Source organism: Cytobacillus depressus (assembly GCF_008923245.1).
Lineage (GTDB): Bacteria > Bacillota > Bacilli > Bacillales > Cytobacillaceae > Cytobacillus > Cytobacillus depressus.
In genome coordinates this window covers 16,175-31,616 of the sequence record NZ_WBOS01000025.1, presented here as the reverse complement: position 1 = coordinate 31,616, position 15,442 = coordinate 16,175, and the positions used below count along the sequence as shown (strand labels likewise).

The following is a 15,442-nucleotide window of genomic DNA, read 5'->3' as shown; positions in this document are numbered from 1 at the left end:
TGTAAAAAGACTTGTGCACAGGTGACCGATGCAACGAAACTTACAATAACAGCACTATTCTCCCATCCTTTTAAATCGATGAGAGAATAGCGATTTTAAAACTCTAGTTATTTTTTGATTTCGATTGCCGAAGCCTTGTTGTCCCAATCCGAAGCCATATTAGCAGTTTTACCATACCAATCGGAATGTCTAAATGAGACTCCTTTGCCTTTTCCTTGTTTAGACGTATGCTCCCACAGAATCGTCATATAGCTATTAGAAGGTGACGCTGTACTTAAAGAGGAAATTCTGTCATTCCAGCTGGAAGGCAAGTCTTTAAACCCTGACCTCCAATAAATATACTCTCCACGTTTATTTTTAAACTCATAGAAATCAGTGCAACAAGGACCGCTGGCCATAATACCGACTTCGTTCTGCTCGACGTTGTTATTAAGTCTCTGTTTATCTTTTTCAATAAATGCTTGGAAAGTTTCCTCGCTCGTAAATCCATACGCCAACCAATCGCCCTTTTGATTCTGTTTAGGCAGAACTAGGGTTATTTTTATTTCTTTGTTGGATCTGATATTTACTTGGGCCAGCGAATTCACATCTTTTTGATCCACAGTTAAATAGTGGAATGATTTAATGGTATATTCTTTTTCTGCTGCATATGTCGCTGGTACCATTCCCATCAAAACGAGAAGAGAACATATTACGGAAAGACAAAGTTTTTTTATGCGCAAAATTTTTCACTCCCGATTATTTATATTTAGATACCTTGGCCGTAAAAAATGAACGGATGTTGATAGCCACGCTTAAAATCTTAACCTTGACGGAACAGCTAATTTTGGCTTGTAAACCAATGGCGAAATCCCGTTTCGTTCCCCTACCGTTTATACGAAACGTGTTAGGGGATGATGCTTTTTCTCCTTAGACTGTGGCGAAAATGCAAAAAACATTGAAAAGCATAAAAAAACAGGAAAAGCTATTTCTTATAGTTCCTTGAGGGATAAATTCATTTTTTTCCTTTCCTCCCTTAAAAATTAGAATGAATCAAAAAATAATGCTGCTTCAACTTTTTTAGGCCCATGTACAAACATCTTGAATTTTTTTATCTTCTGATCCTCTTCCAAAATAGGTATTGTAGAAATAAATTATCAACTCCCTTATAAGTAGAATTTTAAATACCGACTAGTTGGTATTTAATGATTCATATTATATACTGGTAATGAGTTCTGAACAATATAAAAATAAACATTTTCTAAAAAAGGGGTTTTTTTCCTATGTTAAATCATCATCAGAAACAATCAAAAAATACAATTCACAAATTAATGCAATCAGGAATTGAACTATTTTCTAAACAAGGCTATTTTGGGACAAGCATTGATCAAATTGTAAAACACGCTGGTTACTCTAAAGGGGGCTTTTATGCTCATTTTTCTAACAAAGAGGAATTTTTTCTAAAGTTGATAAAAGAAGGTATTGATTTTTACTTCGATGATCTGCAGGCAGTTCTAAATAAAAAAGATCGAGATTTGTTTAATAATTTTTTACAATACTCAAAGCGTTTGTTAAAAGAAGCAAACGAAAAGGGATCTTCACCTATGCTTCTTCAAGGATGTATGATTTCGAATGAATTACCACAGATAAAAGAGATGCTTATTCTCCAAATGGAGGAATGGAGAACATTCCTTACACATTTTATTCAAGAAATGAAAAATGAAGGTATTGTCGGAAGTCCCTTAGATGCCAGAACCTTAGCAACTGCAGGCATGGCTCTATTTAATGGATTTAATGTGCAGCATTTTATTGACAATCGAATTCAAATACAGGACGCAATAACTGTTATTATTGAGCTATTTCAATTACAAGAACCTAATAAGAAAGATTAATTATTATGCACACATTATTCACTTTTAGTTAACATAAATTCCGATTTTTGGAAGTTGCTAAGAGCCAAACCTAGTGTTATCAATGGTTTGGCTCTTGGTCGTTCTTTATCGTTTATGCAGGATTTTATACATCGTTGATGGATCAACGTTTTTAGCTTCTGAAGAAGCCTAGCAGCTGCATAAAAAAGTAGAGTTTTATGCAACCTCTTACTCAAGACAATGGCCCCATTCATTAATAAGGGCGCATTTCTTGCTCAAGAAATGCGCCCTTAAATGGAATAACTTAATTTTCACTTAACAGGTTCTTAATCCACAAGAAAAACCGAAATCCCTTCTTTATTATGATAGGAAATTCCGGTTCATCTATTTAATAAACAGTTCAATTTTATTTCAAAGCCACAATGGTCTCATTCTGAACCCTTTTGTCGACAATCTGAGCAGCCGGAAAAAACTGCAGGAACCGCTTCCCTGTGGTTACTGCGGTCAAACTTAAATGGAAATCCAAAGTTTCTTCTTCAACTTTCTCTAACCTCATTTATCTTTTTTATTATCTTATCATTTTTCCCTAGCGAAAATAATTCCTTATGCAACAATATGGATCGTTTGTTCAATAAGCACAAAATGTGTATAAATATTAGAATTCATACAATTTATTTTTGAAAAGTTATTCAAAAATATTAGTAAACATACTGCCTTAACATACATTAGTTAAATGCCAGAAACATGATATTTCCAATAATTTATAGAACTCATAATATCAAAGTTTTAGCTTATGCTATTCAATAATGATACACCCATAATGGGTATGCAATTACAAAATCGATTCATCAGAATTTTAAGGAGGATAATAATGACAAGTAACAAAGTATTGATAGGAATACTTTCTCTAATGTTTATGCTATCTGCATGTGCCACAAATAGTAATCATAATAACATAGATAAAAATATGAAGAACATTGATTTACATTCTAGTTCAACTGATGTTCCTGAAACTTTAAAAATAGGGTATAACTTAGATAAAAATAGAGAGGACAATCATTCATATTCCAGTTCAGCTGATGTTCCTGAAACTTCAAAAATTAGGAATAATAAAACCAATGCTAAAGCACAAACAACCCGTCCAACGGTAATGTCGAAAAATGGTATGGTAACAGCCCCCCATTATCTTGCGTCACAAGCAGCTTTACAAGTTCTTAAAGATGGCGGTAATGCGATCGATGCAGCGATTGCTGCGGCATCTACACTGGCAGTTGTTTATCCTGATATGAATACGATAGGCGCAGACAACTTTTGGCTCATTTATAATGCGAAAACCAAGCAGCTAAAAGCCTTAAATGCAAGTGGGCGTTCCGGTGAGAAAGCAACGATCGATTTTTATAAAAGTAAAGGGTACGATCGAATCCCAGTACGCGGCTATTTAAGCGCCAATACCGTTCCAGGTGCTGTTTCAGGCTGGGGAGAAGCATATAAATACGCCCAAAAAGAAATGGGTAATAACTTGCCATGGGGTAAGCTTATTGAACCCGCTATTCGATATGCCGAAGACGGCTTTCCGGTATCACCGAACCTGGAATCTTATACAAAGGTAAACATTACAAAGGAAAAAAATACACTGGACCAAGAACAACATAACTTACAACGTTTTGAAGGATTTAGAAAAACATTCTTAAAACCTGATGGGTCACCTTATAAAGCCGGAGAAATCCTAAAACAGAAAGATTTAGCGAATTCATTAAAGATCATTCAAACGCAAGGGGCCGACGCTTTCTATAATGGAATTATCGCGAAGAAAATTGTAGATGATGTACAGGCGAATGGCGGCTTATTAACCCTCAATGACTTTAAACAGCATACGGCAGATTGGGTAGAGCCTATTTCCGTTGAATATCGAGATTTTAAAGCATACAATTTTCCGCCTAATAGCCAAGGGATGGCTTCACTCGAAATCTTAAATATCTTGAACAATTATGATCTATCCACAATCAAAGAAGGGTCTGCTGACTACTATCATCTTATGACAGAAGCCATCAAACAATCATTTGCTGATCGAGATAAGTGGCTTACCGACCCGAAGTTTGTGAATATCCCGCTTGATTACCTACTATCCAAAAAGCATGGTCAAGATCAGGCTAACCGTATTGATATGGCAAAAGCGGCAGATTACGTCAAACCTCTTGACCCTAAGAAGGATACTGTTTGGTTTGGTGTGACAGATAAATACGGTAATTCGGTTTCAGTTAATCAAAGTATTTATTTTGATTGGGGCTCTGCTATTGTTCCTAAAGGTACGGGAATCCTTCTTCAAAATCGAGGCAGCTATTTCTCATTGAACCCTAACGAGGTCAATCATTTAGAGCCTAGAAAGAGAACGTTTAGTACATTAAATCCGGCTATGTTATTTAAGAACGACAAACCATACCTACTTTATGGTACTCAAGGAGGAGAAGGACAGCCCCAAACCCAAACGGCTTTAGTTACTCGTATTGTAGATTACGGTTTTGGTGTCCAAAATGCCATTGATGCACCAAGATGGGTATATGGACGCACATGGGGTAATCCCTCAAATCAACTTAAACTCGAACCTCGTATTCCAAAACAGGTCGTTGACGAATTAAAGAAGCGTGGACATGATATAGCCATAGAAAGTGAAGATTTCTCAACGACAATGGGTATGTCCGGAGCGATTTTGATTGATCCTGATACCTCTGTGAAATTTGGAGGCGCCGATCCACGTGGTGATGGCATGGCCATAGGGTATTAAAATACAGATATATTTTTGATCATTCAATTCTAAGCAGTTAAACTTTTTTAATTATCAAGACTAAAATATTAAGGGTGGTCCACGCTATATATGTACCACCCTTTAACTTCTTGTTCTACAAACATCAACAATTTTTTTTAAACATTTTAAACATTCTTCAGAACGGTGGGGATTTATTCCAAACGGTTAATGTAATAAAGTTGGATAAAAATAACGAAGCTAAACCTTAATAGATAACATACAAAAATTCCTCTTCTACTATTCCAAAATCATTCCATAAATCCGTCTCATTAACAGTGTATTTCACTTTTTTTAATCTTTTTACCATTATATCTAAAGCACCTTTAATGTTAATGATTAAGATTTTCCATTCACCCACCTACAATTAACACTTTTTCACATTGAGCACTGCTGACTTCTTTCACTAACCTGCACCGTTAGCTAAAGATAAATACCCAAATTTCAAAATGATACTTCACAATTTACAATATATTTTAGAACCATCAATAATATAGAAACCACTGTGGGAAGAAACAACGCGGAGTTCCTTAATAATAAACTTGGATTTGGATGGGTATCCTTATCTAGAGAGTGAGCAATAAAATTAAGTTGTGGGAAAAATCTTTAAAGAAAGGAAATTATATATATGCAAGAAAATCAAAATAAAATGGAAATTTTTCTTAACAAAGTGCCACAAGTGACGATTTTCTTTTGGATAATCAAAGTTTTGTGTACAACTGTTGGTGAAACATTTGCTGACTTCATCAATTTCAACATTGGACTTGGTTTAACTTTTACTACCATTATTATGGGAGTTGCGTTTTTTATTGCGTTGCTTTTTCAATTTAAAGCAAACAAATATGTTCCAGTCATTTACTGGGTAACAGTTGTTCTTATAAGCGTATTTGGAACACTCGTAACGGACAATTTGACAGATAATATGAGCGTACCACTTGAGCTTAGTACAGCTATTTTCTCGGTGCTACTAGGACTGACTTTTATATTTTGGTATCTTAGTGAAAAAACACTATCGATCCACTCGATTTTTAATACAAAAAGAGAAGTTTTCTACTGGCTTACGATCCTTTTCACCTTTGCACTTGGAACGGCGGTCGGCGATTTATATTCTGAACAACTCGGTTTTGGTTATCTTAACACAGGAATAGGCGTTGTTATTATTATTGCTCTTGTGTTTTTAGCTTACAAATTTTTACAACTTGACGGAGTATTAGCTTTCTGGATTGCTTATATTTTAACTCGTCCGCTTGGAGCTTCGCTTGGAGATTACCTATCTCAACCAAAAGCAAATGGCGGATTAGGACTTGGGACAACCGTTACGAGTATGATTTTTCTTATCGCAATTTTAGCGATCATCGTTTTCCTTTCCAGCTCGAAAATTGATATAAATGCTAAAAGCGATATAGCAGAAACAAACCAAAGTAATGCAAATAAGAAACATGTGCTAACACAAACGATTGTTGTACTTGGAATTTTCTTAGTTGTTAGTATAAGTGGATATATCTGGCGCAGTAATAATATTGCATCGCAAGGTGCTGGAGAGCAAGCTACATTAGCAGGTCAATTAGACGATTTTGTTAAAATTGAAAATGACATTCTAAACGCTGTAAATAAAAACGACTTTGCATCATCAAAAAAAGGTGCTGATAATTTGGAATATCAGTGGGATACACAGGAACCTAAGCTTCGAAAAATCGATGGTGCTACATGGACGAAAATTGATGGAACAATTGATGTTGTATTAGCTTCAGTTCGTTCATCGAATCCTGATATAAACAAGTGTAAAACAGCACTTAACAATTCACTTAGTACCATAAATACAGCAAATAAATAATAATCTTGGGAATCGCCAATCGCGGTTCCTTTTTAATTGGAACCTCTTATTATACTGCCTTTTGCATTTTCACGAAACAATTAAAAATGTTATTCCACAATCTGGCCCGATTGTGGAATATCGCACCCATACCCTAACTTTTAAGTTATGACGCTATTTATTTTTAAAAAACAAAAAACCCGATTTCAAAAATGAATCGGCTTATTGAAAATAAGTACCTGTTGGTTTAAGAGGAACTCCTACATTAAAAACAGAACTTCAAATGCCTGGCCCTTAACATAAAGAAAGAGCGTAATTCTTGCTGCAGAATTGCGCCCTTTAATGGAAACTTAAATATTTCCTCAATCCTAAACTACTTAATTCTTGTTCAACTAACGCTGCTGTTAAAGAAAAACTCAGTAAATTAGATCCCGTATTCTATTCAATGTGGTAATAATAATGTATAAAGGCAAGGCAGCAAAAATAATTTTACTCTCAATTATTGCTTGCCACAATTTCAATCCGTTACGAACCTTATAAACAAACAAAATTATGGATAAAGTCACCAATAAAAACAACAGCCATAAAAATTCTTTTTGTCTATTTACTTCATAATTTATGGCATCAATTTTCCAAGTGTCCTTTTCTGAAAAGGATACGGTTGTAATAGTTTTTTCAATCCCTAACACATTGAATGATTTTAGCGATATACTATCTTTTTGCAATGCAACAATATCATATCCTTTTGGTAAAAATGAAACTTTGTAAACTATAAGATATGAGACCCCGGCAACAATACTGCCAATTAATAAAAAGGCTAAATATTTCATAAATTTTGTCCTAAGAGTCTTATTCATTTATTAATTCATCCCCCTAAACACCCTTAGTTACACCATAAAATAGCAGTTATTTTATTAAACTATTCTGCTCTATACCTTAATAACAATTATTTCAAAATCCCGTGATTTGAGCAAGCACCTTATTCCAGAATTTGGCCCTTTTCATGAAGAAAGACGCTTTCCTTATTTCAGAAAAGCGCCCGTCTCTTAAACATCTGTTAACTAATATTTAGATGAACTACATTGATTACAAATCGCTCTTTTTTGAATGGCAACAAGAATCCGATTCAAAAGAGTGTTCATATTCGTCATGACGACGGAGCCATGTCTTACCGTTGCCGTCACTGCGTCCAGGTGGCTGTTCCCAGTCCTCCTGCCTGCCAAGTGCTGTTAAATCGAGGTAGTTGAACATGCCAATTAGTAGGTCAGTTCCACGGGCATAAGTCGTATACGTGTGAAAAATTCTTTCACCATCACGAAGAAAGGCACTCACACCAGGGACTTCCATTGACTGTCCGGAATCAAGGGGTACGCCCTTCTGAACAAGCTCGTCCTTGGTCAAGTAGTTGTATTCGATCGGAGCGACGGATTCGTCCAGCGTAGCATGAAAGTCATAGTTAAAGTCGCTCTCGAAGGAGGAGCACCAAGGAATATTCCAACCCATACGTTCCTTGTAGCGTTGGAGCTTGGGAAATGGAGCACGGGATATCAGAGCCAGTGATGTGTTTCGTGCATGGAGGTGGGTGAGATGGCCGATGTTGTCTGCAGCAAGCGAGCAAGCCGGACAACCTGCTTCCCAATCAGGATCGAACATGAAGTGATGCACGATAAGTTGAGGACGTCCTTCAAACAGATCAAGTAGATTGGTCTTACCATGCGGACCATCTAAGACATAGTCCTTATTAATCTCTACCATTGGGAGTCGACGGCGCTCGGCATTCAGCGAATCCCGTGCCCTAGTGAATTCCTTCTCTTTGGCCAGCAGTTCCTTACGAGCCACAAGCCATTCGTCTCGTGACACGACATTTGGTAGTTGTAGATGATTTTGCGTTTTTTTCATATCGTCTTCTCCCTTCTCATTTTTAAAAATTGTTTACTTTTTGTAGTAAAAAGCAATGGACTTTGTTTAGTGCTCATGAATTCCTACCAGCATCATGGTGGTGTAAGTGCAGTAAAAAGTCCAATTAAATTAGGTGGAATACTTAATAATAAAAACATCCAGTTATTCGTTATGATCGAGATAATCGTAAAAACAATAATAGACGCAGCAATGGCGATAATGCCAAACTTCACACGGGAAGGCTGCAACGGAACTGTACTGGACATGTTGATGGACAAAATGGCCCCAATTATTCCCCAACTCCCTAAGTGCGCTAAAAGAAGGATACCTAAAACCATTGCAGAGCTTAATTCAATCCCAAACACGATTAACGAAAAGAAAACATAAATCGCTCCTAATGTCACATACCATGAATAGGATCTCGCCTTTTGCCAAATATGGTAGTATAGCTCATCTAAACCTCTGTTTTCCCTAGCTTTTTTCCGTCCGAACCACCAGCCAAGGATCCCACAAATCATTCCCCCATACAATCCAATAATACCCCCGATAGAAACCCCCATAATTAAATTCTCCCCTCTTCGAATATAAACACTTCTTCAATCGTGCAGTTGAAAGCTTTTGAAATGTTGTAGGCAAGCTCTATAGATGGATTGAATTTTCCTGATTCAATTGCATTGATCGATTGTCGTGAGACTCCAACTTGTTTAGACAATTCCTCCTGCGTAATCTTCTTTGATTTCCGTAATTCGCGAATTCTGTTTTTCATAAAGCCTCCTTCATAAGTGTCAAGTAAACTTTACATTTGTTGATAAGTAAAGTTTAATTTACATTTTTTAGGATGTCAAGCGAACTTTACAATTTTATTTTTGATTAAAACAACAAAGAACCCTTATTGAAGATGTCCGGGAGACGTAACAAGAGGTATCAAAATAAAACTGTTAAATTACAACCATAATGAGCCAAATAATGACTAGTAAAGACACTACACTCTGAACTTTACTCCGAGTAAAGGACACAAAAATCCCATACTCGGAGTTTTTTGGGTCTCGCTGCATTAGTCAGAATAGCCGTACATTTTTTTGATATTCTTCTTCAAGAATCTGGCCCTTTTCATGAAGAAAGACGCTTTCCTTATTTCAGAAAAGCGCCCTATTACGGAATATTGAAAAGGCGAAAGGGAGGAAAAATTAATGAAAAACTTTTTATTATTGCTTACTTTTAGCCTTCTTTTTTCGTAATCCAATAAATAATATTATTACAATTAAAATAAGAAATGGGAAAGGATTTGTAAATAAATTCATCCAATGAAAAGGAGCTTTATTAACATAGACAGCTTTTACCCATTTTCCCTCTTCTTTTTTGACAGCAATAGCAGTATCAGTGGATATACCACTTATTTCAAAATATTCCGTTCCTTTCGGGAAATAATTTGATGCATTACCATAGTAGTTCCCAGTCATGTTGTTAGGCTTTGTTTTGACCTCACCTATACGCTTGCCAATTAGACTATCAATTACCTCTTCATCTGTGACTTCGTATACCTTTCCACTCCAAACTACAAACGGGTAAGCCCAACTTAAAGCCTGAACAGAAGAATTAGTTAAAAGTATTATAATAAATAAGAAAAGTGTAATTTTTTTCATATATGCCCTTCCTAAAATTATTTGTTTTAATACTAATTCTCCTAATTATACTATTTACCTTGTTTAATATAGTTTTGTCATTTTAACAAAGAATCTACTATTTTAGCTCTAATAATAAAGTGCTTAAAATATAATGAAACAATTAACAAACTAATTAAAGCTGAATCTATTATTCGTACAACAATAATGCCATAGGATTCAATCGAAACTTTATCAATTAGATACCATAAACAAAACAAAATGGTTGTTAACAATGCTATTTGACCCCAATACATCAATTTTTGTTTTGGTGTTGTACGCCTGCCACCATTATACCTATTCTTCGTTGTTCGAATGTACATATATCCTATAATCGCAATGATACCAACTATCGTGCCACCGTGCTGAAGGAATTTAAAGATGGGGATATTTAAATCAAAAATATGAACAGTATTAGTTAATATTGATAAGTTGCTCACCATAAATCCTTCTAAATGAGTGAAAGAGTCCCAGACTACATGGGTAAGCATTCCAAATAATGCAGAATATAAGAATACAAATACCTTTAACAACTTAGTCGAACTTGTTTTTTGAGAATAGGTATCTTGCAAAGTAGATGGAAGATGACTAAATAACGTTCTATGTATATATGTCTTGTAAATCAAATAAGCGATTACAACGATAGGAAGATTAAAAACTACAAATCCGATGAATGTATGACCAATATCACCATACGGCTTTCCTCGTAGAAAATACTCAAAGTCAGGTGACATACTTCCTAATACCATTGCTAAAAAATTTACATATTTACTATTCCTTGAAAAAGGTAAAACTGCTGCTGGATGAGCCAAAGTCAATGGCATCTATTTTCACCCCTAGAAATGTTCTTACCGAAAAACTACTTTTCTAATATTTTCACGTGATTCTTTACTGAAGCTGAATTGCAACAGCATAACCAGAAGCAGGTAGCGATTCCAAAATGCTGCCATCTGTCCAAACCGTTACTCTATCACCTACATTTAATTGTTCTTCTCCGATAGTATTGCCTTTAATATCTTTAATAACAGTTGCACTGTTGACTGATACATAAATCTGATCCTCAATCAAGAAAACTATGTTCTCGGCTTCATTTTTCTCCATAATCGTACCGACAATATAGGGTTCTGCTGTTGGAAGCCCGTTATCATCTACTGAACCCATGACTCCTTCTTCTATCCTAACAATCCCCTCAATTCCAGCGGTAATTTCATCGATTAATTCCTCATTTAGATCTTCGCGTGTTGAAACATAAAGATCGATTCGATTTTCAACTTCGTTAATGCCAATAGACAATACTCGACGTTCTGTATCGATTATCTCCTCATGAGATGCACTTAATCGATTCGCTACCTTTTCTAATGTTTGATAAGAATAAGTTGCAGGTTTTAGTTTGACACGATATTCCCCTTCACTTCTACCAATTTGCTTCGAAAAATTTTCAAGGCTAGCTGCCACTTCTTGAAGCGGATATAAGTCTTGAATCAAGATAACGAAATGCTTATATGGTTCATGAGCCAAATAGAGTCCTGAATAAGCATTATTATCAAGCTCCTCAGCAATATAACTACGAATGAGTTCAACAGCTTCCTCATCGGTTACTGCTGCAATAGTTACTTCAACTTCTTCAATTGGTGATGGCTGTTCCTCACTTGGTTCATCTTTAGTTATTGTATTTTTTTCTCCTTGTCCACAGGCAGATAAGACAAATGCAACTAAAGTGAAAAATATTATTCTTTTCAACTATATCGCCTCCATACCTAATTAGTCGGATTCAGCGACTTTTAGTTGCATGTAGTTTATGAAATTTTTATAAAAATCTCTTATTTTTAAGTATCCAGCTCGTTACTTTAAGTGCAATCTTACACAAACACCATACTATCATACTATAAGTGTTTAATTTTTCTTGATATTCTTCCTCCATTAAATGGCCCTTTAATTGAATAACTCAATTTAATATTTAAATCAATAAGATCGGCTCCAAGACCCAATCCCGAGAACCATATTTAAAATCACTCATTTTCCTTATATCCCTTGAAATTTTATTCTCAATTATTAAGTCTCGAAATTTCTTACTAAATAAAGTTTTACGGTATACATTCTTGCCAATATGCGTCCATTCTTGTGGAAGGTAAATATCCTTAGCAGCATCGATTAAATCTTTTTGGTTATAGATATAAGGACCATCTATTCTTCCTCTAATTCCACAATCCTTACACTGCTCTTGTTCTTCAGTCGCAAAGTAATAATGTTTCATTTCATTACTCCAAGAAGGAAGAGTATTAGTCGGGATAATTTGGTAAGCTTCTTGTTTGCCCTTTTCTGTTCCTTTATGTATTACAGGTTTTAATTCATATCCTGTTATTCCTCAATTATTCATTAGTTCTGCCATTTTCTCTGAAACAACCCAATATGCACCCACATTTACCATATATCTGTCTTTGATCGTTGACGTATCTATAGTTAAAGGAGTAACTTGATTTTGAAGTATTAGTCCGCATGTGTCACAAAATATCTCATTTTTAAATTGAGTTCCTTTATCTTTTAAGAAAGCTTTATTAGAATTCCCTGTCGAATCTAAGACGAAGAGTGGGGCTTTATCGTATTCATCATCTGAACACAGGAATGAAAATCTTTCCCCGATATGTTTGATGTGTAATTCATTTTCTAAGTAACTATAGATCCCTTTAACAGTTTCATAGTTTATCTTGTCATTAAGAATTACTTTAACTTCAATAGAAACATCACTTTGTTCCCCATAGTCAGGTACCTTGAACATAATATTATGGTTTTTAAAAACGTTTATAACTTTATCAACTAAATCAGTACGAATAAATAATGAAATACTAAGTTCAGTAACCAATAATATCACCGCCTTAAAGAAATGGGTCAGAGAATGTTCCTTATACCCTAATAAAAAACCATCTTCGCTTTTATAGAAACGTAACAGTTAGGATAATATATCTGATCCTATTATATTTTTTCAATAATCGGGCCCTTTAGTTAAAGTATACATATTTTCACAATCTTTCCATGTCCATATCTTCTGCTGTGTCCAAATTTTATAGATAGTTTGACCGTCTATTTTTGTTTTTTCTGTACAGACATCGACATGTAAATTGTTATAATCAGCCCATTAAGGTAAAAAGGCTGCTAAATATTTAATTACTTTCTCATCAGGTGTTGCATATCCTACATTAATTTGATTGCCTAAATAAGCAACAAAATCTGGATATAAAGCGTTTGTCCATTCTTTAGCTTCAAACGCCGAACCAAAAATACGATTATCCTCTTTATAGCCATCATTTATCCATTAAACATTAACCATTAGTAGATCCGCCTCCATTACTTTAAGAAGATTGAAGCAATTATAAATCCAATAATAATTACAAGAATAAGAATCCCCCGTACCTTTCCAACCTAAACCGCCTACTAAATCCGCTAGACCGCCACTGTTTGCTCTATTAAAAGCATCGCTCATATTACCTGTTGGATTTCTTTTTAATTCTTCTTGTCTTAATCTCTCTCTTTTGTTCAGGAGTTTCTTTGTTTTTGCACCTAAACACCCCCTATAAATTAAACAATCATTCTTATTATATTACCACAATTATCCATATTCTCTGCATATAACTCCATCGTTTGCATTTTTCATCTTCCTTTAACTATAAGACTGCTGATTCATGTCAAAACACCATTTACGCTTCCATATTCTAACTTCTTAATATCCTCTATCAGCATTTCAACATTTTCCTTTTTTGTAGCCCAACTGGTACAAAATCTCACAACACTTTGGGAAGCATCGACTTTTTCCCAATTTTATTAATACATCATTCGGTAAAATGGGAAACTGTTGATTTGTTTTGGAATCATATCGTAATGAATATCCTTTTTCAACAAACGCCTCTCGAATCATCATCGCCATTTCCACGGCATGATTAGAAATTTCATAGTATAAGCCATCTTCAAACAAGGTTTCAAACTGGATACCTAATAATCTCCCCTTAGCCAGCAATCCTCCCTTTTGCTTGATCAAATACCGAAAATCTTTTTTAAGGTCATCATTTATGATGACTACGGCTTCCCCAAACAATGCACCTATTTTCGTTCCACCGATATAGAACACATCACAAAGTCTAGCAATATCTGCTAAGGATAAATCACTGTCTTTTGAAGCCAGACCATATCCTAATCGAGCGCCATCCATAACCAACGGCAAACCACATTCCCTGCAAACTTTGCTTAATTCCTCCAATTCGGATTTACTGTAAGTCGTCCCATTCTCGGTAGGGTGAGAAATGTAAACCAAGCCTGGCTGAACCATATGCTCATGAGTGACATCATTCCAATGAGTATCATATAATTCTTTTACCTGTTCAGCTTGAATTTTTCCATCATCACTCGGTAAAGTAAGCACTTTATGACCAGTGGCTTCAATTGCTCCCGTTTCGTGTACTGCAATATGACCCGTAATTGCAGCAACTGCACCCTAATGCGGACGCAATATGGAAGAGATAATCGTAGTATTCGTTTGTGTTCCTCCAACTAAAAAGTGTATATCTGCATTCTCTACTTTGCACGCTTTTCTAATATAAGTTCTGGCTTTTTCACAATGTTCATCCATACCATACCCGGGTGTCTGCTCTTCATTGGTTTCCATTATTTGTTTCAGAATTCGCTTATGAGCACCTTCTGTATAATCATTTTCAAAACGTATCATTCATAGCTCCTCCAACCTATCTAATGTCTTCTGAATCAATAACATAGAAGCATGTATTTCTTTAATTTCTTTTTGTGACAAACCTTGCAGTAATTTCACTATTTGTTCATCAGATTTTTCATTTAGTTGATTAAATAAAGTGATACCTTTAGGTGTCAATCGAATCAGACTCGTTCTGTTATCCAATGTCGAAAATTCCTTATTAATTAGTCCATCTTTACTAAGCTTGGTAATGATTCTACTCATGTAACTGCGATCAATATCCAAGTTTTCGACTAAATTGTTTGCGATACACTGTTCCAAGAAACCAATCTCTAAAATTACCCGTGCATCTGTAAAAGAATATCCGGTATTCAATACATGCTTATCTAATAAACCAAGTATATTCGTATAAGACCGATTGAATTGCCGTATATCAGCTATGATATTATCATTTAGGTTCATTTCATCCCTCCTTTTTTGTGGACGCTGTCAACAAATATTAATTTATTTAGTGGACTCTGTCAACGTTTTTATTTTGTAATTCATTTATGGATAAGTTGTAAGTAATCACACTGAAATTAGGTGCAGTTTTAAAATCTAGTGTTGTTCAATTATCTGGCCCTATAATGAAAATAAGCGCTGTTCCTTTTTACAGAAAAGCGCCCGATAGTTGAAGATCGCTATTGAAGTAAAGCTCCCGTTAGCCATCCATGAAGCGCAAAA

14 protein-coding genes and 2 pseudogenes are annotated in these 15,442 nt (G+C 35.2%); 3 read left to right on the top strand and 13 right to left on the bottom strand.

Annotated elements, in window-relative coordinates; translation table 11 throughout:
• Positions 1 to 107: 107 nt before the first annotated feature.
• Positions 108 to 671, bottom strand: a complete 564-nt coding sequence (locus tag F7731_RS24540) for a hypothetical protein (protein ID WP_246197436.1) — start codon at positions 669 to 671, stop codon at positions 108 to 110.
• 591 nt (positions 672 to 1,262) lie between these two features.
• Between F7731_RS24540 and F7731_RS24535 the strand changes: the two genes are divergently transcribed.
• From F7731_RS24535 to F7731_RS24525, 3 genes are all read left to right on the top strand, one after another.
• Complete coding sequence (locus F7731_RS24535; protein WP_151537421.1) at positions 1,263 to 1,871, top strand: TetR/AcrR family transcriptional regulator; 609 nt, start codon at positions 1,263 to 1,265, stop codon at positions 1,869 to 1,871.
• A gap of 1,129 nt (positions 1,872 to 3,000) precedes the next feature.
• Positions 3,001 to 4,632, top strand: coding sequence for a gamma-glutamyltransferase (ggt, locus tag F7731_RS24530; protein WP_151537427.1), 1,632 nt, complete (start codon positions 3,001 to 3,003; stop codon positions 4,630 to 4,632).
• Between the two features lie 646 nt (positions 4,633 to 5,278).
• A complete protein-coding gene (locus F7731_RS24525; RefSeq protein ID WP_151537420.1) occupies positions 5,279 to 6,484 on the top strand; it encodes a COG4705 family protein in 1,206 nt (401 codons plus the stop codon).
• Between the two features lie 395 nt (positions 6,485 to 6,879).
• Here F7731_RS24525 and F7731_RS24520 read toward each other — a convergent pair whose 3' ends face one another.
• The 12 genes and pseudogenes from F7731_RS24520 to F7731_RS24465 all read right to left on the bottom strand — a co-directional run bounded on the left by F7731_RS24520 (position 6,880) and on the right by F7731_RS24465 (position 15,181).
• Entirely contained in the window at positions 6,880 to 7,320 is a 441-nt protein-coding gene (locus F7731_RS24520; RefSeq protein ID WP_151537419.1) for a hypothetical protein, read from the bottom strand.
• 229 nt (positions 7,321 to 7,549) lie between these two features.
• A complete protein-coding gene (locus F7731_RS24515) occupies positions 7,550 to 8,362 on the bottom strand; it encodes a DUF899 domain-containing protein (protein WP_151537418.1) in 813 nt (270 codons plus the stop codon).
• Positions 8,363 to 8,454: 92 nt separating this feature from the next.
• Complete coding sequence (locus F7731_RS24510) at positions 8,455 to 8,922, bottom strand: hypothetical protein (RefSeq protein ID WP_151537417.1); 468 nt, start codon at positions 8,920 to 8,922, stop codon at positions 8,455 to 8,457.
• A gap of 2 nt (positions 8,923 to 8,924) precedes the next feature.
• Positions 8,925 to 9,128 (bottom strand): helix-turn-helix transcriptional regulator, encoded by a 204-nt coding sequence (locus F7731_RS24505; protein ID WP_151537416.1) that lies wholly within the window; start codon positions 9,126 to 9,128, stop codon positions 8,925 to 8,927.
• A 439-nt stretch (positions 9,129 to 9,567) separates the two neighbouring features.
• The gene (locus F7731_RS24500) at positions 9,568 to 10,005 is read right to left on the bottom strand and encodes a hypothetical protein (protein WP_151537415.1); all 438 of its coding nucleotides are present in this window, start codon (positions 10,003 to 10,005) and stop codon (positions 9,568 to 9,570) included.
• A 77-nt stretch (positions 10,006 to 10,082) separates the two neighbouring features.
• Complete coding sequence (locus F7731_RS24495) at positions 10,083 to 10,847, bottom strand: DUF4184 family protein (RefSeq protein ID WP_151537414.1); 765 nt, start codon at positions 10,845 to 10,847, stop codon at positions 10,083 to 10,085.
• A gap of 64 nt (positions 10,848 to 10,911) precedes the next feature.
• Positions 10,912 to 11,763, bottom strand: a complete 852-nt coding sequence (locus F7731_RS24490) for a DUF3221 domain-containing protein (RefSeq protein WP_151537413.1) — start codon at positions 11,761 to 11,763, stop codon at positions 10,912 to 10,914.
• A 217-nt stretch (positions 11,764 to 11,980) separates the two neighbouring features.
• On the bottom strand, positions 11,981 to 12,277 hold the full coding sequence (locus tag F7731_RS24485) for a hypothetical protein (RefSeq protein ID WP_246197432.1): 297 nt from the start codon (positions 12,275 to 12,277) through the stop codon (positions 11,981 to 11,983).
• 111 nt (positions 12,278 to 12,388) lie between these two features.
• A complete protein-coding gene (locus F7731_RS24480) occupies positions 12,389 to 12,883 on the bottom strand; it encodes a hypothetical protein (protein ID WP_151537411.1) in 495 nt (164 codons plus the stop codon).
• A gap of 482 nt (positions 12,884 to 13,365) precedes the next feature.
• Positions 13,366 to 13,586 (bottom strand): annotated as a pseudogene (locus F7731_RS26980) (DUF6366 family protein).
• A gap of 112 nt (positions 13,587 to 13,698) precedes the next feature.
• Positions 13,699 to 14,737, bottom strand: a pseudogene (locus tag F7731_RS24470) (threonine aldolase family protein).
• On the bottom strand, positions 14,738 to 15,181 hold the full coding sequence (locus F7731_RS24465; protein ID WP_151537410.1) for a MarR family winged helix-turn-helix transcriptional regulator: 444 nt from the start codon (positions 15,179 to 15,181) through the stop codon (positions 14,738 to 14,740).
• Between the last annotated feature and the right edge of the window lie 261 nt (positions 15,182 to 15,442).